This is a genomic window from Limnobacter sp., from assembly GCF_964228395.1.
Classification (GTDB): Bacteria; Pseudomonadota; Gammaproteobacteria; order Burkholderiales; family Burkholderiaceae_B; genus Limnobacter.
Genome location: NZ_CAXQZX010000048.1, coordinates 1 through 22,284, shown reverse-complemented (window position 1 = coordinate 22,284; position 22,284 = coordinate 1). Strand labels below are relative to the sequence as shown.

Below are 22,284 nucleotides of genomic sequence, written 5' to 3'. Positions count from 1 at the left end.
ACGCCTTAGCGCCGATGATAGTGTGCAGCTCGCATGTGAAAGTAGGACATCGTCAGGCTCTCCAATTCCAACACCAAACACCCCTGTGAAACCCACAGGGGTGTTTGTCTTTTTACGCCCTGTGCAGAACGGACCCACTTTTTACTTTTAACATTCCATCGGAGTTTTTGATTCCAACCTGGGCGTATTCTTCAGCGCTTTTGGTATGTTTCGCTGAAGGGTAAGTTTTGTTGTTTCTCCTGTTTGATGTGCGCCTCAACTTGCGGCACGCCGTCGGCCTGTTCATGGTGGTTGCGATGCTGTTGTTGGGTTTTGCATCTGTCGCCAATGCTCAATACGATCAATGGGCGATCAAATTCGATCGGTCGCCTGCACGAGAGCGTTTGCTTCTCAACCATGTGCAACAAATTCGTCGCCATGGTCACGCTAGCCATGTGGATCTTGCTCGTGCTTTAACAGCGCCTGCTCAAAATGACGTTGAACGGGCGTGGCTAATTTATCGTTGGGTCGCACATCACCTGCGGCACGACAGTCGCTTGGCTCGGCAGATCGGTGACCCCAATCGGCATCCAGTAGAAAGTCTGTTGGCGGCAGGTGGTGGCAGTTGCGAGGTATATGCCAAAGTTACGGCAGGCTTATTGAACGCAGTTGGTATTGAAGTTCAAGAGGTCCGCGGGTTAACCAAGTCCGGCGCGCGGCCGTTGGCAGATGGGCGGTTGAACCACGCCTGGAATGTCGTACACCTCGAGGGTCGATGGTGGGTAATGGACCCAACCTGGGGTGCTGGCTATGTTCAAGATGGTGCGTTTCACCGTAGTCCAAGCGATATGTTTTTTCTGATCCCACCCGACATGGCTGTTTTAAGTCACTTCGATCCCCAAGATCGCTTGCGTACCCAAGCAAACAGCCGGGTTTCGCTTGAGGTATTTTTAGCCATGCCTGAGTCGGCTGCAACCTTGGCGGCCCTGGGCGTGCCTCCGCGTCGCCTGTTGGATCACGTCAAGTTTCGCTCTAAGGCTGCGTTGGTGGAGGTGTACAGTCAGACCCCAAAAGATCTTCGCTTAATTGATGTGCCAATCTCCAAGACCCTTCCCCTAAAGGCCCAGTACTTTCGGATCGAAAGCGCTCAATTTGAAGAATTGATGGTGGTGCAGGGGCGCCAGTGGACACCCATGTCCAAGAAGGGGTTTTTGCACAGCATTCAAATTGATCCACAACGTGGTGAGCTGCTTGTGATGGGGCGTCGCCCCAAGCAAACAGATTTTGAGGCGATATTGTCTTACGAGGTGGCGCGCTAGGTGCCGTGCATTCGCTGGAGCCTTCAGTGGTCTTCTAAGTGGGGCGCGGTAGGTGGCATAGCCCTAGGTGTCTCGGCTTTGTTCGTTCAAATAGGTGTGAACAATCGCGAGCCAGGCTTTTACCCCAAGCGGCAATATGCGGTCATTAAAATCATAGCTGGGGTTGTGAAGGGTACAGGGGCCGATGCCGTGGCCATGGCTGCGGTGCCCGCCTTCGCCGTTACCAATCCATAGGTAGGCCCCAGGCTTGTGCTGAAGCATGTAGGCAAAGTCTTCGGCGCCCATGGTGGGTGCCAGATTGTTGTGAACCGCGCTCACCTCTGGGATGGTTTGCAGCGCGCGCTGGGCTAGCTGAGCCATCGCTATGGTGTTGATGGTTGGCGGGTATTTGCGCTCAAATTTTAATTCGGCTTTGGCGCCAAAGGCTGCACACAATTCGGTGGTGAGTTTTCTGAATTGGGCCTCCATCACGTCCAGTGTGTCGATGCTAAAGGTGCGGATGGTGCCTTGCATGGTCGCGCTATTTGGAATCACATTGATGGCTTCACCCGCCTGGATTTGTGTCACCGACAGCACTGCCGGCTCCACCGGTTTGCAATTTCGGCTTACTATGGTTTGGAAAGCCGTGATCAGTTGCGCTGCAATCACAATGGGGTCGGTGCCCAAATCGGGCATGGCCGCGTGGGCACCTTTGGCTTGGATTTCGATTGAAAATTCGTTGCTCGACGCCATCACCGGGCCTTCGTGAGCGGCAAACTCTCCCTCTTTAAGGCCTGGCCAGTTGTGCATGGCAAACACGGCATCCACCGGGTATTTGTCGAACAGCCCGTCTTCGATCATGCGCTTGGCGCCGGCCCCACCTTCTTCGGCTGGTTGAAATATAAGCACCACAGTACCGCAAAAATCTGGATTTTCGGCCAGTTCTTGTGCCGCTCCCAGCAGCATGGCCACGTGGCCATCGTGCCCGCAAGCGTGCATTTTTCCAGGGTGACGTGAAGCGTGTGCAAATTGGTTTTTTTCTTGGATGGGCAGTGCATCCATGTCAGCCCGTAGGCCGATGCAGGCTCCTCGTCCGGTCTTCCTGCCCTGAAGGGTGCCAACCACCCCAGTCACGCCCAGCCCGGTCTCGACCTTGTAGCCCAATTCAATAAGGCGCTTGGCCACAATGTCGGCAGTTCGATTTTCTTCGTAGCGCAGCTCGGGGTGCGCGTGGATGTCTCGACGGGTGTTAACCCACTGTTCAATTTTCTGTGGATTCACTGCTGCTTGCTTCATTGAATTGCTCCGAACCATAAGAATCGCAGGTTTTGGCTTTTGTGGCAAACCACGCCACTTGCTATGATCCAGCCTGATATGAATTGAAGTGGCGGCAAATGTTGAAAGTCTTTCGTTGGACGTGGGTGCCTGTGCTGTTTTGGCTGTCGGGCTGTGCATCGACGCAGTACGCATGGCAAGCGGCCACGGGGCATCTAAAAGTGCTGGTCGCCTCACAAAACATTGACGAGGTGCTTGGGCGGGACTCCACCCCGGCGCGTTTGCGCACGCAGCTTGAGCATGTCAAAAATATTCGGAAGTTTTCTGTAGAAGAATTAAAGCTTCCGGATAATCGAAGCTACACAAGGTATGCGGACGTTGGGCGGCCTTTTGTGGTGTGGAATGTGGTGGCCTCAGAGCCAGATCAGTTGGCGCTGAAGCGATGGTGCTTCCCCATCACGGGTTGCATTTCGTACAAGGGATATTACAGCGAAGCTGACGCCGTGGCTGAGGGGCAGGGCTTGAGAGAGGCTGGCTACGATGTGGCGGTGATGGGCGTGCCTGCATACTCAACCCTTGGGTTCACGCCTGACCCGGTGTTGAACACCTTTGTGTATTACCCTGCGGGCGAGTTGGCGCGGTTGATCTTTCATGAATTGGCCCACCAGGTGGTGTATATCGAAGACGACACGCAATTCAACGAAAGCTTTGCCACGGCTGTGGAAATAGCAGGGGTGGAGGCCTGGTTAAGCCAGCCGGGTCACGAAGACATGGCCCAACAATACCGGGTTTTCGATGAGCGACGGGTGGCTTTTCGGACCATGCTTGCGCGCGCGCGTGCTGATTTGATTGCGCAATTTTCCAGGTCCGAGTTGGACCGCGTTGGTCGGATGCAATTCAAGGAGATGCGTCTGGCCAGTCTGATGGCGGAGTACGAGCAGCTCAAGGCATCGTGGGGTGGATGGTCTGGCTACGATCGCTTCATGAACGAAGACCTGAACAATGCCAAGCTGGGTGTGGTGGGTTTGTATGACGAGCTCGTGCCTGCTTTTACGGCCCTGTTAAAACATCATCACGGCGATTTTGAAGCGTTCTATGCGGCGGTCAAGGCTTTGGGTGCTTTGCCCCGTGAGCAGCGGGAGAAAGCCCTGCGTGAATACGCTAATCGTTGATGTCGTGCCCGTTCAGCCAACGCGGTTCGCCGTCTTCAAACACCATGAAGCTGTTGGGCGGAAATGGTGTCCAGACTTCATCGTCGGTGAGTGCTGTGGTGGCAATGACCGCCACGCGATCGTTTTTGGTGGTCACCGTGCCAAAGTCGACCTGCAGATCACAATCGACCAGGTGCGCCTTTTTGAACGGATAGGCGCGCACAATATATTCCAGTTTTGTTGAGCAGTGGGTGAACATGGCCTGCCCGTTGGAGAGCAGCATGTTGAATGTGCCGTGGCTGGCAATGGACCGGCACACAGGCAGCAGCACGGCTTGGATGTCTTCGATGCTTGGGCGGTTGTCGGCTGTTCGATAGCCAAAGTGGTTTTTCAGGGTTTGCAGCAGCAGACAAAACGCTTGCTCGCTGTCAGTCTCTCCAATGGGCAGAAAGTCCCCTTGCAGGGTGGGGGAGAAATTTTTGAGGTCGCCATTGTGGGCAAATACCCAGGCTTGGCCCCAAAGCTCGCGCACGAAGGGATGACAGTTTTGCAATTTGACCTCGCCCACTGTTGCTTTGCGGATATGGCTGATCACGTTGTAAGACCGGATGGGGTAGTTGCGGATCAGTTCGGCCACAGGGGAGTCTGCTGCAGGGCGATGATCAATAAAACAGCGGGCAGCAGACCCCTCAAAAAATGCGATGCCCCAACCATCGGCATGTTCGTCGGTGAGCCCGCCGCGCTTGGCAAAGCCTTCAAACGAAAATTGGATGTCTGTTGGCGTGTTGCAATTCATTCCAAGCAGTTGGCACATGGTTTAATTGGTAAAAAAATAATGCTGGGTTGGTTTTTATTCTAAGAGACTTTCGATGACGCAAGCGCAAGATTTTTTCCGCGAGGTGATGACCAAGGCCTTCAATGTGGGTGTGGATGCAGCGCAGCCCGATGTGGTACTGGCCAAAGTGTGGGCCCAAAAAATTGCACCTTGGCTGGAGCAAATGGCGCCAGAGCGGCAGCGTGTCTGGGTTTATGGCGCGGGTAAGGCCGCCGCTTCCATGGCCCGGGCTGTGGAGCATTGTGCCCTGGGGCAAGAAAGTTTGAGTGGCTTTGTGGTCACCCGCCGTGGCCATGCCGTGCCCACGCAGGCCATTGAGGTGTTAGAGGCGGCTCACCCCGTGCCCGACGAGGATGGCCAGCGGGCGGCGCGTCGTTTGCATCGGGCAATTTCGGAGGTGCCAGCCAAAGACGCCGTGATTGCGCTGGTGTCTGGAGGTGGTTCTAGCTTGCTCAGTGTGCCGGTGCGAGATATTCCTTTTGTGGATTTGCAGCAGTTGAACCGAGCGTTGTTGGCTTGTGGTGCCCCCATCGACGAAATGAATATTGTGCGAAAGCATGTCACCATGACGTTGGGTGGCCAATTGGCGCAGGCATGCCGTGCCCCGGTTTACCAGTTGTTGATTTCGGATGTGCCCGGGGATGATCCGTCAGCTGTGGCGTCGGGACCGTTCACCCCTGATGAAAGCACGTTCAATGACGCGGCCGAGGTATTAAGAAGATGGTCGGTGCAGGTGCCCCATTCCATTTCCAGATACATCGACAAGGGGTGCAAAGGCCTGGTGCCAGAGACCCCCAACAAGAGCTCTTTGGTGTTTCGCAAAGTGCGCACCGAAATGATTGCCAGCAATATGTTGAGCTTAAACGCGGTGACAGATTGCCTGAGTGCCAGTGGCTACCATGTGCTGAACATGGGCGATACCTTGGAGGGTGAGGCGAGGGACGTGGCCCAAGTGCATGCCGCCATTGCACGCCAGATTGCAAGTCTGCAAGGTGGTTGGCCCAAGCCTCCTGTGGCGCTCATCAGTGGTGGGGAGTGCACGGTGACATTGAATGACACGCAGATGCGGCAGGCGCGCGGTGGAAGAAACTCCGAGTTTTTGTTGGGTTTGGTGGCTAACTTGAGAGATGTGAGTCCGCAAGTGGAGTTGGCGGCGCTGGCTGCCGACACAGATGGGATCGATGGGGTGGGTGGCCATGCTGGTGCATTGCTTCTGCCCGGGGATTTGTCGCGCGCTGCCGAATTGAATTTGTCTGCACAAGTGCATTTGGATTTGCACACCAGTTTTGATTATTTCAAGGCCTTGGACCGTTTGTTGACCACAGGCCCGACCATGACCAATGTGAATGACATTCGCATGATCCTGATCGGACGACCTGAGGTGGTTGGTTCGCCTTAGGTAGGCTGTGCTCGGGTAAAATGCAGGCTCATTCTTGAATCTTCTTTGAGCCTGCCCATGACCCGCACCCTTCAAATCGCTGCCCCCGATGATTGGCACTTGCACCTTCGCGATGGCGAGGCCTTGTATCACGTCGTGGCCGCCACGGCGCTAAATTTCCGCCGTGCCATTGTGATGCCCAACTTGAAGCCGCCGGTGACCAATGCGCAAATGGCTGTGGCCTATCGGTCACGTATTTTGCAGGCGCTGGAGGCTCAATGTAACAGCGGGCAATATTCCGACGAACAGGTGCAGGCCATGCGCTTGTTCGAGCCCCTGATGGTGCTCTACCTCACCGGGGCCACAACACCCCAGGACATTGAGCAAGCCGTTGAAAGCGGTGTGGTGAAAGCGGTGAAACTCTACCCGGCAGGAGCCACCACCAATTCGGATGCCGGGGTGTCTGATTTGCTTGGGCAGTGTGCCGATGTGTTGGACGCCATGCAGCATTTGGGTTTGCCTTTGCTGATTCACGGGGAAGTGACCGACCACACAGTGGATGTGTTTGACCGCGAGGCCGTGTTTATTGAGACCGTGTTGAAGCCGTTGCGCGCGGCTTACCCCAAACTTCGCGTGGTGTTTGAACACATCACCACCGAGCAGGCGGCCAATTATGTGCGTGACCATGCCACACGCGATGAGCAGGGCCGCCTGTTGCTCGGTGCCACCATCACTCCTCAGCACTTGCTTTACAACCGCAATGCCCTGTTCAAGGGTGGGCTGCAGCCCCATTGGTATTGCCTGCCCGTGCTCAAGCGTGAACCGCATCGCCAAGCATTGGTCAAGGCCGCTACCAGTGGTTTGCCGCAATTCTTTTTGGGCACAGACAGTGCCCCCCATGCCAAGCACTTGAAAGAGATGTCCTGCGGTTGCGCAGGCTGCTACTCTGCGCCCTACGCCATGGCCATGTACGCTGAGGCATTTGAGCAGGCTGGCGCTTTGGACGATACAAGTCTGTTTGAAAAGTTTTGCAGCTTGAATGGACCTGCTTTTTATGGGCTGCCCGTGAACCCGGGGCGCATGGAGCTTGCTCGTATGTCTTGCGAGGTGCCTGCCAGCCTGCCGTTTGTAAGCGAAAGTGGCATTGTGCCTTTGCGTGCGGGTGAGGTGCTGGATTGGACGGTGACTCGCCTAAACTAAAGGTCGGGCCGGTGCATGCGCCGTGGTTGCATGGTTTGGCGTTTGGGGGTGGCTGGTACACCCCTGAGGTGGGCCAAGGGCACGTGGCTGAGCGTTTAAACGCCCTCACCGGCGTTTACGGCAGTGAGGCTGTGCCAAGGTTTGAACTTTCCTCGGAGGCGCTGGGCGCTCTGGCCTACGAGCGTCAGGTTGGTACCGGCGTGGTGCCCACGCGCGATTTGGCCCACGACTGGTACAACGGCTTGGTGTGGATTCGGTTTCCTAGGTCCAAGACCTGGATCAACCAAGCTCACCTACGCCATGCTGCGCCCCCTCTTACACAGGCTTCGTCAAATGGTCGGACCCGCCTGCGCGATGCGCTCACCCTCTTTGATGAGTCTGGTGCTTTGCTCTTGACCCGCCAGCCGGAGCATGCACAAGCGCTGGTTCAACATGATTGGCAAACCCTGTTCGAATTGCATGCCCCCCGGAGGGCGGGCGCGTGGGTGGGCAACACCCAATTGGTGTTGTTTGGTCATGGATTGTTGGAAGCCTTGCACCGCCCCCACAGAAGTTTGTGTGCCAAAGTGTTGCCCGTGGTGGTGCCGCAGGACATGCTGCTGCCCGGCACTTTTCCAATATGGCTGGACGACTGCCTGGTGAAGGTTTTGGCCTGTTTGAAGCACCCGGCGCAGTTGAGCCCTTTGCCCGTGATGGGGGTACCCGGCTGGTTTGCAGAAGCACAAAGCCCGGGCTTTTATGAAGATGCCACGGTGTTTCGCGGCAAGCCAACACCCAAACCTTTCCAGCAACCCGAAAGATTGGCTTTTTGGTGGGATGGGTCTACACTGCAAACCGGAAAGTGCGCCGGGCAATCGCCGCTTGTTTTTCAAGGGGAGGAAAGTCCGGACTCCAGTGAGCAAGGTGCTGGTTAACGGCCAGGCGCTATAAGCCCATTCGTGGGCCCAAAGCGACGGAAAGTGCAACAGAAAACACACCGCCGATGGAAAGGCAACTTTCACAGGCAAGGGCGAACCGGAGGTGTAAGAGACCCCCGCAACGCTGGTGACAGCGTTGGCTAGGCAAACCCCACCTGGAGCAACACCAAATAGGCGCGCACGTGCCCCCCGGGGCACAGACGGCGCTCCCCGTGCGCGCGGGTAGGTGGCTTGAGCCAGCCAGCAATGGTTGGCCTAGAGGAATGATTGTCGCGGGCGTCTTGGTGCGCCTGAACAGAATCCGGCTTACAGGCGCGCTTTCCCTCCCCCCTTCTAGATTTCCATCGAATTCACAATTCTTCAGAATTTACTTTCGGTTGTTTTCATAGATCCCTAATTTTCCAGCCGAATTTTTCTCGCAAGACTCTCATTTAATGCGCTAAGTCATTGGCGCGTAAGTGTTTTTTGTTTCCCCTGTCTTGACCGCCCATTTCATAATGCGTAAAGTGGTGATTCGTGGGGATTTGTGTATTTTTGTGGGAAATTAAACCAAGTGTTTCAGGGCAGTTCTTCCTTGTCGATGGATGCAAAAGGGCGCATGAATGTGCCTCAAAAGCATCGCGATGCACTGTTGGAGCAGTGCGGGGGAGCGCTCACCCTGACCAAGCATCCCAACGGGTGTTTGCTGTTATTCCCTCGCCCCACTTGGGAAAAGCACCGTGAAAAAATTGCGGCCTGGCCCATGTCGGCCCGCCCTTGGCAGCGAATTTTTTTGGGTTTTGCAACCGATGTGGAAATTGATTCCGCCGGTCGCATCTTGGTGTCACCTGAATTGCGCGAGGCCGCGTCGCTCAGCAAGGAAGTGATGTTGCTGGGCATGGGTAGTCATTTCGAGATCTGGGATTCCACGCTGTTGAAGGTGGAAGAGGAAAAGGCAATTGCCGCTGGCATGCCTGAATCACTGAACGAATTCAGTTTCTGAAAGTGAGGATCGATGAACACATCCCCGTGCTTCTGGAACCCACGGTTGAAGGGCTGTTGGTCAACCCCGATGGCATTTACCTCGACTGCACCTTCGGTCGAGGGGGGCACTCGCGTGCCATTCTTCAACGTCTGTCCTCGCGTGGGCGTTTGCTCGCTCTCGATCGGGACCCGCAGGCGGTGCAATCCATGAGCGCTGTTCAGGATCCCCGTTTCACCGGCTTGAAATCTGCCTTTGCGGATTTGGCCGAGGCTCTCGATTCTGTTGGGGTGGGCCAGGTGGACGGCATCATGATGGACATTGGTGTGTCCTCTCCACAAATTGACCAGGCAGATCGGGGGTTTAGTTTCCGCAAGGATGGGCCTCTAGACATGCGCATGGATCCACTCTCGGGCGAATCTGCCGCCGAGTTTTTAGCTCGGGCCGATGCCCGTGACATCAGTGAGGTAATAAAAAATTATGGGGAAGAACGGTTTGCTGTTCAGATTGCAGCAGCGATTGTTGCTCGCCGCCAGGAGCGGCCGATCACTACAACCCTCGACCTTGCCCAGATCGTGGCAAGCGCAGTACGCACGCGGGAGCCGGGCCAAGACCCTGCAACGCGCACCTTTCAAGCTTTACGGATTCACGTCAACCAGGAGCTTGCGCAGCTCGAACAGGGCCTGAATGCTGCTTTTGAGCGTTTGAAGGTGGGTGGACGTCTGGCGGTGATCAGTTTTCATTCGCTGGAGGATCGAATTGCCAAACAGTTCATTGAGCGTTTGGCCAATCCAAAGGCCTCGCAGGACATTCGCCTGCGCAAGTTGCCTCTGCCCGACCCTAAGCCCTCGATGCGCAAGGTGTGCAGGGTCAAGCCCGATGTTGCAGAGTGCGAGCGCAATCCGCGGGCCCGTTCGTCGGTGCTGCGGGTGGCTGAAAAAATTGCGGAGCGTACGCATGGGTAGGCTCAATATTTTGCTGCTCGCTTTGGTGCTATTTTGCGCTACCCAGGTGGTGGAGCTTCAGCACGAGTCGCGAACCCTGTTTGTTGCACTTGGGCAGGAGCAGCAGGCCGAGCGGCAAATTGAGGTGGATTTTCAGCGCTTGCAATTGCAGCAGGTGGCGCTCGCCAAGGGTGAGCGCGTGGATCGGGTGGCCCGCGAGAAATTGGGTATGAGCCCGCCAGCGCCTGGCACGGTGGTATTCATGCCTATGGAAGGAGGCTTTCAGCGTGAGTAAAGCCGTCCGTTTTGGGGGTTCTGAATTGTTGGAAATGCGATTGCCTGCTTGGCGATCGCGTTTTGTTTTGATCTGTATATTTTTGGCCTTTGGTGGGCTAATTGCTCGCGCAGCCTATTTGCAAATTATTTCCAACGATTTTTTGCAAGAGCAGGGGGCCAAGCGCATTGAAAGGACGCTGCCCCTGCAGGCGGTGCGTGGTACTTTGCTTGACCGCAACCGGGTGGTGCTGGCCCAAAGTGTGCCTGCGCAAGCCGTGTGGTACGACGGTCGGCGCATGGTGGATGCCAAAGACGAAGACCTGCGCAAGCTGGCCGAAATTTTGGGGCTGAAGCCTGAGCGCGTCATCAAGCAAGTGCGTGGGGACAGCAAGCGCGCTTTTGTGTATCTGGATCGTCAGGTGGACTCCGATGTGGCCGCCAAAGCCAAGGCTCTGAAAATTCCAGGCCTTGGGTTTATAACAGAGAGTAAGCGTTATTACCCGCAGGGCGAGACGATGGCGCACTTGGTGGGTTTTACCAGCATCGAGGACAAGGGGCAGGAGGGGGTCGAGCTGGCGTTTAACCAGCGCCTCACGGGTGAGGATGGCGAGCGCAATGTGATTCGTGACCGCCTGGGCAATGTCATCGAGGACATCCGTGAGCTGCGCCCACCCGTCAATGGCCAGGATTTGGTGCTGTCGGTGGATGCCGATGTTCAATACATTGTGTTGTCAGAGCTGAAAAAAGCGGTCGAGTTTCACAATGCCAAAGCAGCTGCGGCTGTGGTATTGGATGCCAAAACCGGTGAGCTGCTGGCCATGGCAAACATTCCCACCTATGACCCCAATAACCGCGGCAGCCTGCATGGGGAAAAACTGCGCAATCGAGTGTTTACCGACATGTTTGAGCCTGGCTCAACGCTCAAGCCTTTCGGCGTGGCCTTGGCCATGGAGCAAGGCAAGGTGAAGCCCGGCACGCGCATTGACACGGGCAAAGGGCGAATGACCATCGGTCCCGCAACAATCAGCGACACCAAAGAGCTGGGCGTGGCCACAGTCACGGAAATTATTCAAAAGTCGAGCAATGTGGGCACCTCCAAAATTGTGCTGGAATTGGCGCCCAAAGACTTGTGGGATTTCTTCAACCACGTGGGTTTTGGTCAAACACCCGCCATTTCTTTCCCTGGGGCTGTGGCCGGTCGAGTCCGTCCATGGAACAAGTGGCGGCCAATTGAGCAGGCCACCATGTCATATGGGCACGGCATATCTGTATCCCTGATCCAGTTGGCCCAGGCCTACACCATATTTGCCAACAAGGGCGTGTTTGTACCGGCCAACCTGTTGAAGGTGGAGCCTGGTCATGAGCCACCTTCTCGCCGAGTGATCAGTGAGCGAGTGGCTCAGGACATGTTGCATATGCTGGAGTTGGCCTCCGGACCTGAGGGTACGGCGCCCAAGGCACAGGTGCAGGGTTACCGAGTGGCGGGTAAAACGGGCACCGCACACAAACAGGAAGGCGGGCGTTACGTTAACAAGTACGTTTCGTCCTATGTGGGTTTGGCGCCAGTGTCTGATCCGCGGGTGATTGTGGCCATCATGGTCGACGAGCCCAAAAGAGGCATGCACTATGGAGGCTTGGTGGCAGCACCTGTTTTCTCGGTGATCACAAAAAGCGTGTTGACCCGCCTGAATGTGCAGCCCGATGCAGTGCAGCCCGGGCAACAGTTACGCCGGTATGTGGAAGCGCCTTCGGGGAGTCGCTTATGATCAGCGCCTACCTGCATTCGGTGTCCGAGGTGATTGCTGAGCTTCACGAGCGTGGCTTTTATGCGGATTGTTCGGCCTTGGTGACCGACCATCGGCGCCTGTCGGGTCCACAAGATGTTTTTCTGGCCACGCCCGGTGCAAGCTTCGACCCGCGTATTCTGGCCGACGATTTAATTCGAGAGCAGCGTTGCGGTTTGGTGTTGGTTGAGCATGATGATGCGCGGGTCTACCAGAGCGCCAGCGTGTTGCCAGTGCTGAACTTAAAAACCAGTTTGGGTGAGTTGGCGAAAAGCTACTACGGAGCGCCGTCCGATTCTTTAACCGTGATCGCGGTGACGGGCACCAACGGTAAAACCACCGTAACCCGTTGGTTGGCTCAAACACTGACCGCTCTGGGTAGGCGTGCCGCTGTGTTGGGCACCTTGGGTTATGGTGCGCCAGAGTCGCCAAGGGCCCACACGGGCCTCACCACGCCCGATGTGGTGGGAGTGCACCATACCCTACATGCCTTGAAGCGCGAGGGTTTTGAGGCTGTTTGCCTTGAAGCCTCCTCGATTGGCCTTGAGCAGCGCCGGTTGGCAGGCGTGACGATTGACTGGGCTGTGTTCACCAATTTCTCTCAAGATCATCTGGACTACCACGGCACCATGGAGGCCTATGGGCAATCCAAGCTGATTCTTGCCTCTTGGCCCACTTTGCGCGGTGCAGTGGTGAATGTGGATGACGATCTGGGTTTGCGGTTTGCAGAAACACTGCAGGCCCGGCAGGTGGCCTGCACCCGAGTGGCTCGGCGCACCCAGGCAGATATTCGACTGCTTTCGCAGCACCATACTTCACAGGGTTTGCAAGTTGAACTGCTGGCCAATGGTTTGCAATCGCTGCGGTTTTCTGCAGCGGTGTTGGGTGATTTCAATGCAGACAACCTGGCCTTGGTGACTTCCTTGTTGCTGCAGTTGGGGCACTCACCTGCTGACATTGAGCGCGCCTGTACATACATAAGCGCCGCCCCGGGGCGCATGGAAACCGTGGGTGAGGCACCGTGTGTGGTCGTCGATTATGCGCACACGCCCGATGCATTGGAAAAAGTATTGCAAGCGCTTCGGCCCGTGGCCGTGGCTCGCGGAGGGCAATTGCTGGTGGTGTTTGGTTGTGGTGGGGACCGCGATCGAAGCAAGCGACCCATCATGGGGCGCTTGGCAGCCGAGCTGGCTGACCAAGTGGTGCTCACCTCTGACAATCCACGCAGTGAGGAGCCTGAATCCATTCTCAAAGAAATTGCTTCTGGTGTACCAGCCACGTTGTTGAACAAGGTGCGCGTTGACGTAAATCGAGTGAGCGCCATCGAAAGTGCCATAAGCGGCGCTAATTCCAATGATGTGGTGCTGTTGGCAGGCAAGGGCCATGAGACAACGCAGACCATTGGCGCTGAAGTGCGCCAGCATTCAGATGTGCTGTGTGCCAAAGCCGCACTTGCCAAGCGAGGTCATCATGCTTGAAATGAATTGGCCTTTCGCCGAGTTGACTGCAGCACTAAATGGGCGCATGGCCATGCCTGCTCCGCGTGGTAATGGGAGCGTGAGGCTGGTTCAAACTGACAGCCGGCAGGTGCAGGCGGGCGATCTGTTTGTGTGCCTTGTGGGCGAACGCTTTGATGCTCATGATTTTGCAGAGCAGGTGGCCAAGGCCGGCGCTTCGGGTTTGGTGTGTAACCGGCCTCTCGATTTGGATCTGCCTCAATGGGTGGTGGATGACACACGGCTTGCGCTGGGTGCTCTTGCCCATGCCTGGCGCATGAAGTTCAAATTGCCTGTGTTGGCGGTGGTGGGCAGCAATGGCAAAACCAGCACCAAAGAAATGCTGGGCAGCATTTGCAAAGCCCAGTGCGGGGAAAGCCATGTGTTGGTTACCCAGGGCAACTTGAACAACGACATTGGCGTGCCACAAACCTTGCTGCAATTGCGTGCGCACCACCAGATGGCTGTGGTCGAAATGGGCATGAATCACCCGGGTGAAATTGCCTATTTGTCTGGCTTGGTCAAGCCCGATGTGGCGCTTTTGACCAATGCGCAGCGTGAACACCAGGAGTTCATGAAGACCGTTGAGGCTGTGGCCCTGGAAAATGGAAGTGTGTTTGAGCACTTGCCTGCTGCGGGCATGGCCGTATTTCCCGCAGGCACCGCTTTTGATGCGCTGTGGGTCAAGCAGTCAACAGCGCAACGCTTGATGCGTTTTGGGGCGGGGGGCGATTTTGAGCTTGTGATGCCAGGCCCAGGTGTACATGGCAGCGCTGCGTTTCTGAAAACCCCTCAGGGGGAATTTCAAATTCGCCCCACATTCATGGGCGGGCACAACGCCTCCAATGCCGCGGCCGCCGCAGCGGCGGCGCATGGTGGCGGTTGTGATTCAGCCAGCATTTGCAAAGGTCTGGAGGCATTCAAGCCCGTCAACGGCAGATTGCAAGTGGTGCTGCAAACCCCTGAACTTACTTTGATCAACGACGCATACAATGCCAACCCCGATTCTGTGAACGCTGCAAGCGATGTGCTTTCAACCTTGCCCGGCAACACCCTGATGGTGTTGGGTGACATGGGCGAGGTCGGCGATCGCTCTGATGAGTTTCATCGTGAGGTGGGCGAGCACGCTCGCAAAGCAGGGGTGCAACGCCTGTATGGGCTGGGTGAAGCAAGTATTCATAGCGTTCGCGGCTTCGGCCCGGGTGCGCAACATTTTAATAATCTCGACGAACTGATCGAATCCACCATGAAAACACTGCAGCAAGGCAATTGGTCTGTGCTGGTCAAAGGCTCCCGATTCATGAAAATGGAACGGGTGGTTGATGCCCTGTTGAAGGCTCATACCCAACCCCAGGAGAATCGTCATGCTTCTTGAACTGGCAAATTGGTTGGCGCAAGACATCCGCGCTTTTGGCGTGTTCAACTACCTGACTCTGCGAGCCGTGTTGGCTTGTGGAACAGCCTTGTTGGTTGGCTTGGTGGCGGGCCCCATGGTGATCCGCAAACTGACGCAATACAAAATTGGGCAATCCGTGCGGGATGATGGCCCACAAACCCACCTGGCCAAGGCCGGTACCCCCACCATGGGCGGTGCTTTGGTCTTGATTGGCATCGGTATATCGACCCTGTTGTGGGCAGACCTCACCAACCGCTTCGTTTGGGTGGTGATGATCGTGACATTTGGATTTGGCTGGATTGGTTGGGTGGATGACTATCGCAAAGTGGTTTACCGCAACCCCAAAGGTTTGCCTGCGAGGTGGAAATACTTTTGGCAAAGCGTGGTGGGATTGCTGGCCGCCTTCTACTTGGCGTTTGCCGTGTCTGCGCAAAGCGGCCAGGAGGTATTCCAGATATTCACTGACTGGGTGGACAGTGGCTTTTCCATGCACCTGCCCAACAATGCGGACCTGATTGTTCCGTTTTTTAAATCCATCAGCTACCCCTTGGGGGTGTGGGGCTTCATCGCCTTAACCTATTTCGTGATTGTGGGGACCAGCAACGCTGTGAACCTCACCGATGGTTTGGATGGTTTGGCGATTATGCCCACCGTGATGGTGGCCTCGGCGCTGGCCATTTTTGCCTACGTGGCAGGCAATGCCGTGTATTCCAAATACCTTTTGCTGCCCTACATTCCCGGGGCTGGCGAATTGGCTGTGTTTTTAGCGGCCATTGCTGGCGCGGGGTTGGCGTTCTTGTGGTTCAACGCTTACCCAGCACAGGTTTTCATGGGAGATGTAGGCGCTCTGGCTTTGGGCGGCGCTTTGGGCACCGTGGCCGTGATTGTCCGGCAAGAGGTGGTGCTGTTCATCATGGGTGGGGTGTTTGTTGCTGAAACCCTCTCGGTGATGATTCAAGTGCTGTATTTCAAGTACAGCGGTGGCAAGCGTGTATTCCGTATGGCGCCCCTACATCACCACTACGAATTGAGCGGTTGGAAAGAAACCCAGGTGGTGGTGCGATTCTGGATCATCACCATGATTTTGGTGCTGGTGGGTTTGAGCACATTGAAGTTGCGTTAATGGTAAGGACAAGCAGCTGTGGTTGAAAGCATGAACAATCAATGGGTGTTGCAGGTGGGGCTCGGTGAGTCTGGCCTGGCGTGCGCGCGTTGGTCGCTTTCGCAGGGCGCACGGGTGACGGTGATTGATACGCGAGAACACCCTCCGGGGCTTGTTGAACTGCGTGCACAGTGGCCCGAGGTGCAATGTGTAAACTCGCTGGACGGTATGGACTGGACCTTCACAAAGGTGGTGGTCTCGCCGGGTTTGGCGCCTGCTCATCCCTTGATGCAGACTGTGGCCAGTTGTGCCCGGCAGCACGGTGTAGAGTTGGATTCCGAGCTGGATCTGTTTGCCGATGCGCTCGCTGATTTGCAAGCCCGACAGAATTACTCGCCCAAAGTATTGGGAGTGACAGGCACCAATGGCAAAACAACCACCACCCGCATGGCAGCCTGTCTGGCCGAATTTGCCGGGCATACCGTGGTTGCTGCCGGAAACATTAGCCCTGCCGCGTTGGAGGCCTTGCGCCTTGCGTTGGAAAACGAAACTTTGCCCGAAGTGTGGGTGCTGGAGTTGTCTAGCTTCCAGCTGCATTGGACCAAACGTCTGCGCCTGCATGCATCCACGGTGCTCAACCTCAGCCAAGACCACCTGGATTGGCACACCAGCATGGAAGAGTACGCGCAAGACAAATTCAGAATTTTTACTGAAGGCGCGGCTTGTGTGTTGAATCGGGATGACCCAGTGGTGATGGGGGCGGTGCTGCATGAGTCTTGTCGAAAAATCACCTTTGGACTAAATGCACCCACGGCACTCGATGAATTTGGCTTGCTTCGCGAGGGAGGTATGTTGTGGCTGGCGCAAACCCAAGGCGACGAGGAAGCCGCTGGCACGCGCAAAAAAAAGCAGCAACCCATTGAAGTGCATCAAAAGATGTTGATGCCCACCGAGGCATTGCAGGTGGCGGGCCTGCACAATGCAGCCAATGCAATGGCCGCATTGGCCCTGTGTGTGGCGGTGGGCATGCCCATGGCGCGCTTGTTGCATGGATTGCGAAGCTACCAAGGTGAGCCACACCGAGTACAACACGTATTACAAATTGAGGGCGTGGATTACTTTGACGACAGCAAAGGCACCAATGTGGGAGCCACAGTGGCTGCCCTCAATGGTCTGGCACGCCCCACCGTGTTGATTGCAGGCGGAGATGGCAAAGGACAAGACTTCAACCCCTTGCAGCAGCCCGTCGCGGCGCATTGCAAGGCCGTGATGTTGATCGGCAAAGACGCAGATGCCATTGCGCAGGCCTTGTCACCCACTGGGGTGCCCTGCCATCGGTTTAATGCCCTGGCAGAAACGGTGGCGGCTTCCCATGCCTTGTGTCAGCCGGGCGATGTGGTGCTTTTAAGCCCAGCGTGTGCAAGCCTTGATATGTTCAAGAACTACGTTCACCGCGCAGAGGTATTTGTAGACGCAGTGCGAGAATTGGCGTCTGACCGGGGGCAGCCATGCTGAGCAAATGGCTTAAACGCAAAACCCCATCCATGCCTTCGCACGGCCTTTACCCGGCAGCCACAGCGGGCGGCGGGTTTTCATCGTCGGTGTATGGCGTCAATCGAAGCGCGTCCGTGAGCGAGAGCGTTGATCATGGTTTGGTGTGGTGTACGCTGGCTGTGCTTCTTTTGGGATTGGTGATGGTGTATTCCGCCACCGTGGCGTTGCCCGATTCCACAAAATATGCCGCCTACCAGCCTACACACTTTTTGATTCGCCATGCGTTTTCGATTGTCGTGGCGTTTGCCGCTGCTTTTTGCGTGTTTCAAATTCCGATGAAAACCTGGCAAGAGTTAGCGCCATTGGTGTTTTTGTGCTGCATCGCCTTGCTTGTGTTGGTGTTGATTCCCGGCATTGGCAAAGAGGTCAACGGCGCAAGGCGCTGGTTGTCGTTGTACGTGCTCAATATTCAGCCTTCCGAGTTGATGAAAGTGTGCGCCATTATGTACGCAGCAGACTATACGGTTCGCAAGCAGGCCTACATGCAACGGATTGGCAAAGTACTATTGCCCATGGTGATGGCCATGTTCCTGGTGGGTATGTTGCTGCTGCTTGAGCCAGACATGGGGGCATTCATCGTGATCGTTACGGTGGTGTTTGCCATTTTGTTTTTGGGAGGCATCAATGCGCGCGTGTTTTTTGGCGTGCTGTTTTTACTCACCGCCGCGTTTGCCGCGCTGATCGCCTTTAGCGACTACCGCCGTGCACGCCTGTTGGCCTACCTGGACCCTTGGGAGGGTGACAACGCCCTCAACAAGGCCTATCAATTGTCACATTCACTGATCGCCTTTGGACGCGGCGAGGTGTTTGGCGTGGGCTTGGGGGGCAGCGTAGAGAAGCTGCATTACTTGCCCGAAGCACACACCGACTTCTTGCTGGCCGTCATTGGTGAAGAACTGGGTTTTGTGGGCGTGACCGTGGTCATTTTGCTGTTCGCTTACATCGTGAAGCGATGTTTTGCGATTGGAAGCCAGGCCGTTGCGCTGGAGCGCACTTTCTCTGGTCTGCTGGCCAAAGGTGTGGGGGTGTGGCTGGCCGTGCAATGCTTCATCAACATGGGCGTGAACTTGGGTGTGTTGCCCACCAAGGGTCTGACTTTGCCGTTGATGAGCTACGGTGGATCTGCCATCTTGGTCAACTGCATTGCCTTGGCTTTGGTGCTGAGAACCGACTACGAAAACCGGACCATGATGCGAGGGGGAAGCGCATGAGCACATCCTCCAAAACCATCCTGATCGTGGCCGGTGGCACAGGTGGACATATTTTCCCGGGGCTTAGCGTGGCGCAGACCCTGCGCGACCGCGGGTGGGTTGTGCAGTGGGCCGGCAACCCCCAGGCCATGGAAGGCCGCTTGGTGCCAGCTCAGGGTATTGCGCTAAACAGCTTGGTATTTTCGGGGTTTCGGGGCAAGGGCTTGTTCGCACAATTGCTCATGCCACTCAAATTGCTCAAGGCCTTTTGGACCTCTGTGCAAATTCTTCGAAAAACCAAACCAAATGTCGTGTTGGGCATGGGCGGGTATGTGGCCTTTCCCATGGGCATGATGGCCAGTTTTTTGAATATTCCGCTGGTGGTGCATGAGCAAAATTCGATTGCTGGCTTGACCAACAAAGCATTGGCCAGGTTGGCCGACCGCAATCTGGTGGCATTTCCACACGCCCTGCAAAAAGGCCACTGGGTGGGTAACCCGGTGCGCCAAACCATGAACGCACAGGGTGAGCCTGCTGCCCGTTTTGAAGGACGGCAGGGCCCTCTGAAGTTGCTGGTGCTGGGTGGAAGCTTGGGAGCACAGGCGTTAAATGCCGTGGTACCGCAGGCCGTGGCCCGCTTACCCAAAGCCGAGCAACCGTTGGTGACCCATCAGGCCGGTGAAAAAAACCTCGATGCTCTGCAAGCCAATTACAGCGCTGCAGGAGTTGAGGCGCAGTGCACGGCATTTATTGACGATGTGGCGCAAGCCATGGCGGGGGCCGATGTCCTGATTTGCCGAGCTGGCGCAATGACGGTGGCCGAGGTGGCCGCAGTGGGTGTGGCCGCCTTGTTTGTGCCCTTCCCACACGCCGTGGACGATCATCAAACTCACAACGCAGCCTTTCTTGCCGATGAGCAAGCGGCATGGTTGTGCCAACAGCATGAGCTGACTGTGGAATGGCTTTATGCATGGCTAAAAGGACTGAATCGTCAGGCATGCCTTGAGATGGCCACGCGAGCCAAAGCCATGGCGAAACCAAATGCCACCGATGACGTGGTGGAACACATAGAACAGGTTGCGAAAACATGAAACACAAGGTCAAACACGTTCACTTCGTGGGTATTGGTGGCTCGGGGATGAGTGGCATCGCTGAGGTGCTGATCAACCTTGGCTACAAGGTCAGCGGGTCTGATTTGGCTGACTCCGCTGTGACCCGTCGCTTGGCCAGCCTGGGGGCCAGTGTGCATGTGGGCCATGAGGCATCCAATATTGTGGGCGCTGATGCTGTGGTCACATCCACCGCGGTGGGTGGCAGCAATCCCGAGGTGTTGGCAGCCCGCGCGGCTCGCGTGCCGGTGGTGCCCCGCGCTGTGATGCTGGCCGAATTGATGCGTCTAAAACAAGGCATCGCCGTGGCAGGAACCCATGGCAAAACCACCACCACCAGCTTGGTTGCCAGCATTCTGGCTGAGGGCAAACTGGACCCCACTTTTGTCATTGGGGGGCGTTTGAATTCAGCTGGCGCAAATGCCAAGTTGGGCACAGGCGAATTCATGGTTGTGGAGGCTGATGAGTCGGATGCCTCGTTTTTGAACCTGATGCCAGTGATTGCCGTCATCACCAACATCGATGCCGACCACATGGAAACCTACGGTCACGATTTTGCTCGCTTAAAGCAAGCGTTTGTGGAGTTTACCCAGCGCTTGCCTTTCTATGGGGTGGCTGCGGTGTGTGTGGATGACCCCTGCGTGCGGGAAATCATGCCATTCGTGTCCAAAACCGTGGTGACCTACGGCTTGTCTGAACAGGCACAAATCCGAGCGGTTGATGTGCAAGCCTGCGCGGGGCAAATGAAGTTTAAGGTACTGCGGGAAGACGAACCTGATCTTGACATCACCTTGAACCTTCCCGGCGATCACAATGTACGCAATTCCCTGGCAGCAATTGCCGTGGCTACCGAGATCGGAGTGCCCGACGAGGCGATTGTTTCCGCCCTCGAGAAATTCAATGGCGTGGGTCGCCGCTTCCAGCATTACGGCGAGGTGCCTGCCAAAGAGGGAGGACATTTCCTGGTGGTCGATGACTATGGTCATCACCCGGTTGAAATGGCTGCTACACTCGCCGCCGCTCGTGGCGCATATCCGGACAAGCGCTTGGTGCTGGCCTTTCAGCCGCATCGATACACGCGCACACGCGATTGCTTTGAAGATTTTGTGAAGGTGTTGGGAACACCCGACCTGGTGATTTTGTCCGAGGTGTACGCCGCTGGCGAGGCACCGATTGTGGCGGCCGATGGGCGCACCTTGGCTCGCGCGGTGCGCGTGGCCGGAAGAACTGAGCCCGTTTTTGTAGAGACCATGGAAGAGATGGAAAGCACGATTTTAAATTTGGCCCGCGACGGCGATCTGGTGATCACAATGGGGGCGGGGTCGATAGGGGCTTTGCCTGGAAAACTTGCTGCCCACGCGCAAGGGGGGCAGCCATGAGCGCTAATCGAGTAGATCCCAAAGCCTTGGGCAAGGTGGTGGTGCTGTTTGGTGGCAAGTCTGCTGAACGTGAAGTGTCTTTGAAGTCAGGAAGCATGGTGCTGGCTGCACTCAAGCGCAGTGGCGTGGATGCGCATGGATTTGACCCGGCAGAGCAATCGCTCGTGGCGCTTGCTCAAGGTGGCTTTGATCGAGCGGTGATTTCACTGCATGGCCGATTTGGTGAAGATGGCACCATTCAGGGCGCTCTGGAGTGGTTGGGTATTCCCTACACGGGCAGCGGCGTTACAGCGTCCGCCTTGGCCATGGACAAAATTTTGACCAAGGCAGCATGGTTGGCCCAAGGTCTGAGTACCCCGGATTATGTTCGGCTTGAGCCCGGGTTTGATGCCAAGGCTGTGGTGAGCCGCCTGGGCTTGCCGCTGATTGTCAAACCGGCTCAAGAAGGGTCCACCCTGGGCCTCACCAAAGTCAAAACGCTTGAGCAGCTTCAAGACGCCTTCGAATTGGCTTACCGCTACGACCCCAATGTATTGGCAGAAAAATTCATTTCAGGTCAGGAGCTCACGGTGCCGGTGTTGGGTGAGGGCGACACGGCCCATGCTTTGCCTGTGATCCGTATTCAAGCGCCCGATGGCAATTACGATTACCACAACAAATACATCGGCAATGACACCCAGTATTTTTGCCCCAGCGGTCTGGACCCCGAATTCGAAGCCAAGGTGCAGGCCCTGTGCGTGAAGGCGTATCAAGTACTGGGTTGCGCAGGCTGGGGGCGCGCCGACGTGCTGGTGGACGCCGAGGGCACGCCATGGTTGCTTGAAATGAACACCTCCCCCGGCATGACGGATCACTCCCTCGTGCCCATGAGCGCGCGCGCAAGCGGCATTGAATACGATGCATTGGTGCTGCAGATTGCTGCGTCAGCCCGTCTAAAAGCCACAGGCGTGATGGCGGAGGTGAAGCCCTGATGTGGTCCGCCCTCTGGAACGACGACAAGTTGATGAGCATCCTTGCAGGGTTCTTTGTGGTCCTGTCGATGGTATTGCTTGGCTATGCC

Annotated in this window: 18 protein-coding genes, 1 other RNA gene and 1 pseudogene; 18 read left to right on the top strand and 2 right to left on the bottom strand. The window is 56.3% G+C overall.

What is annotated here, in order from left to right:
* The first annotated feature begins 227 nt into the window (after positions 1 to 227).
* Entirely contained in the window at positions 228 to 1,298 is a 1,071-nt protein-coding gene (locus ACEQU8_RS03660; protein WP_370261536.1) for a transglutaminase domain-containing protein, read from the top strand.
* A gap of 63 nt (positions 1,299 to 1,361) precedes the next feature.
* Here the strand turns inward: ACEQU8_RS03660 and ACEQU8_RS03655 are convergent, their stop codons facing one another.
* Entirely contained in the window at positions 1,362 to 2,573 is a 1,212-nt protein-coding gene (locus ACEQU8_RS03655) for a M20 aminoacylase family protein (RefSeq protein WP_370261535.1), read from the bottom strand.
* Positions 2,574 to 2,671: 98 nt separating this feature from the next.
* Between ACEQU8_RS03655 and ACEQU8_RS03650 the strand changes: the two genes are divergently transcribed.
* Positions 2,672 to 3,724: an aminopeptidase gene (locus tag ACEQU8_RS03650; RefSeq protein WP_370261533.1), complete on the top strand. Its 1,053-nt coding sequence runs from the start codon at positions 2,672 to 2,674 to the stop codon at positions 3,722 to 3,724.
* Here ACEQU8_RS03650 and ACEQU8_RS03645 read toward each other — a convergent pair.
* The gene (locus ACEQU8_RS03645; protein ID WP_370261531.1) at positions 3,714 to 4,517 is read right to left on the bottom strand and encodes a class II glutamine amidotransferase; all 804 of its coding nucleotides are present in this window, start codon (positions 4,515 to 4,517) and stop codon (positions 3,714 to 3,716) included. The two genes, ACEQU8_RS03650 and ACEQU8_RS03645, sit on opposite strands and share 11 nt — an antisense overlap.
* 55 nt (positions 4,518 to 4,572) lie before the next feature.
* Here ACEQU8_RS03645 and ACEQU8_RS03640 point away from each other — a divergent pair, with 55 nt between their 5' ends.
* The 16 genes and pseudogenes from ACEQU8_RS03640 to ACEQU8_RS03565 all read left to right on the top strand — a co-directional run bounded on the left by ACEQU8_RS03640 (position 4,573) and on the right by ACEQU8_RS03565 (position 22,195).
* Positions 4,573 to 5,937, top strand: coding sequence for a glycerate kinase (locus ACEQU8_RS03640; protein WP_370261530.1), 1,365 nt, complete (start codon positions 4,573 to 4,575; stop codon positions 5,935 to 5,937).
* Between the two features lie 57 nt (positions 5,938 to 5,994).
* Positions 5,995 to 7,116: a dihydroorotase gene (pyrC, locus tag ACEQU8_RS03635; protein ID WP_370261529.1), complete on the top strand. Its 1,122-nt coding sequence runs from the start codon at positions 5,995 to 5,997 to the stop codon at positions 7,114 to 7,116.
* A gap of 11 nt (positions 7,117 to 7,127) precedes the next feature.
* A pseudogene (locus ACEQU8_RS03630) lies at positions 7,128 to 7,820 on the top strand (DUF3025 domain-containing protein); the annotation flags it as partial.
* A 134-nt stretch (positions 7,821 to 7,954) separates the two neighbouring features.
* An RNA gene (gene rnpB / locus ACEQU8_RS03625) (RNase P RNA component class A) lies at positions 7,955 to 8,358 on the top strand.
* A 228-nt stretch (positions 8,359 to 8,586) separates the two neighbouring features.
* Positions 8,587 to 9,015, top strand: a complete 429-nt coding sequence (gene mraZ / locus ACEQU8_RS03620; RefSeq protein ID WP_370261528.1) for a division/cell wall cluster transcriptional repressor MraZ — start codon at positions 8,587 to 8,589, stop codon at positions 9,013 to 9,015.
* A gap of 2 nt (positions 9,016 to 9,017) precedes the next feature.
* Positions 9,018 to 9,959 carry a 16S rRNA (cytosine(1402)-N(4))-methyltransferase RsmH gene (gene rsmH, locus ACEQU8_RS03615; protein ID WP_370261527.1) on the top strand — a complete coding sequence of 314 codons (942 nt, stop codon included), beginning with the start codon at positions 9,018 to 9,020 and terminating at the stop codon, positions 9,957 to 9,959.
* Entirely contained in the window at positions 9,952 to 10,233 is a 282-nt protein-coding gene (gene ftsL / locus ACEQU8_RS03610) for a cell division protein FtsL (RefSeq protein WP_370261525.1), read from the top strand. Before rsmH ends, ftsL begins: the two co-directional genes overlap by 8 nt.
* Before the next feature lie 34 nt (positions 10,234 to 10,267).
* Positions 10,268 to 11,980 (top strand): peptidoglycan D,D-transpeptidase FtsI family protein, encoded by a 1,713-nt coding sequence (locus ACEQU8_RS03605; RefSeq protein WP_370261539.1) that lies wholly within the window; start codon positions 10,268 to 10,270, stop codon positions 11,978 to 11,980.
* A complete protein-coding gene (locus ACEQU8_RS03600; protein ID WP_370261524.1) occupies positions 11,977 to 13,476 on the top strand; it encodes a UDP-N-acetylmuramoyl-L-alanyl-D-glutamate--2,6-diaminopimelate ligase in 1,500 nt (499 codons plus the stop codon). The genes ACEQU8_RS03605 and ACEQU8_RS03600 overlap by 4 nt, the downstream gene beginning before the upstream one ends.
* Positions 13,469 to 14,869 carry a UDP-N-acetylmuramoyl-tripeptide--D-alanyl-D-alanine ligase gene (gene murF, locus ACEQU8_RS03595; RefSeq protein ID WP_372521225.1) on the top strand — a complete coding sequence of 467 codons (1,401 nt, stop codon included), beginning with the start codon at positions 13,469 to 13,471 and terminating at the stop codon, positions 14,867 to 14,869. The genes ACEQU8_RS03600 and murF overlap by 8 nt, the downstream gene beginning before the upstream one ends.
* The gene (gene mraY / locus ACEQU8_RS03590; RefSeq protein WP_370261521.1) at positions 14,859 to 16,013 is read left to right on the top strand and encodes a phospho-N-acetylmuramoyl-pentapeptide-transferase; all 1,155 of its coding nucleotides are present in this window, start codon (positions 14,859 to 14,861) and stop codon (positions 16,011 to 16,013) included. Before murF ends, mraY begins: the two co-directional genes overlap by 11 nt.
* A 30-nt stretch (positions 16,014 to 16,043) precedes the next feature.
* A complete protein-coding gene (gene murD, locus ACEQU8_RS03585) occupies positions 16,044 to 17,507 on the top strand; it encodes a UDP-N-acetylmuramoyl-L-alanine--D-glutamate ligase (RefSeq protein ID WP_370261520.1) in 1,464 nt (487 codons plus the stop codon).
* 29 nt (positions 17,508 to 17,536) lie between these two features.
* Positions 17,537 to 18,757 carry a putative lipid II flippase FtsW gene (ftsW, locus tag ACEQU8_RS03580; protein WP_370261538.1) on the top strand — a complete coding sequence of 407 codons (1,221 nt, stop codon included), beginning with the start codon at positions 17,537 to 17,539 and terminating at the stop codon, positions 18,755 to 18,757.
* Entirely contained in the window at positions 18,754 to 19,827 is a 1,074-nt protein-coding gene (gene murG / locus ACEQU8_RS03575) for an undecaprenyldiphospho-muramoylpentapeptide beta-N-acetylglucosaminyltransferase (protein ID WP_370261518.1), read from the top strand. The genes ftsW and murG overlap by 4 nt, the downstream gene beginning before the upstream one ends.
* The gene (gene murC / locus ACEQU8_RS03570) at positions 19,824 to 21,224 is read left to right on the top strand and encodes a UDP-N-acetylmuramate--L-alanine ligase (protein WP_370261517.1); all 1,401 of its coding nucleotides are present in this window, start codon (positions 19,824 to 19,826) and stop codon (positions 21,222 to 21,224) included. Before murG ends, murC begins: the two co-directional genes overlap by 4 nt.
* Complete coding sequence (locus ACEQU8_RS03565; RefSeq protein WP_370261515.1) at positions 21,221 to 22,195, top strand: D-alanine--D-alanine ligase; 975 nt, start codon at positions 21,221 to 21,223, stop codon at positions 22,193 to 22,195. Before murC ends, ACEQU8_RS03565 begins: the two co-directional genes overlap by 4 nt.
* Positions 22,196 to 22,284 lie beyond the last annotated feature (89 nt).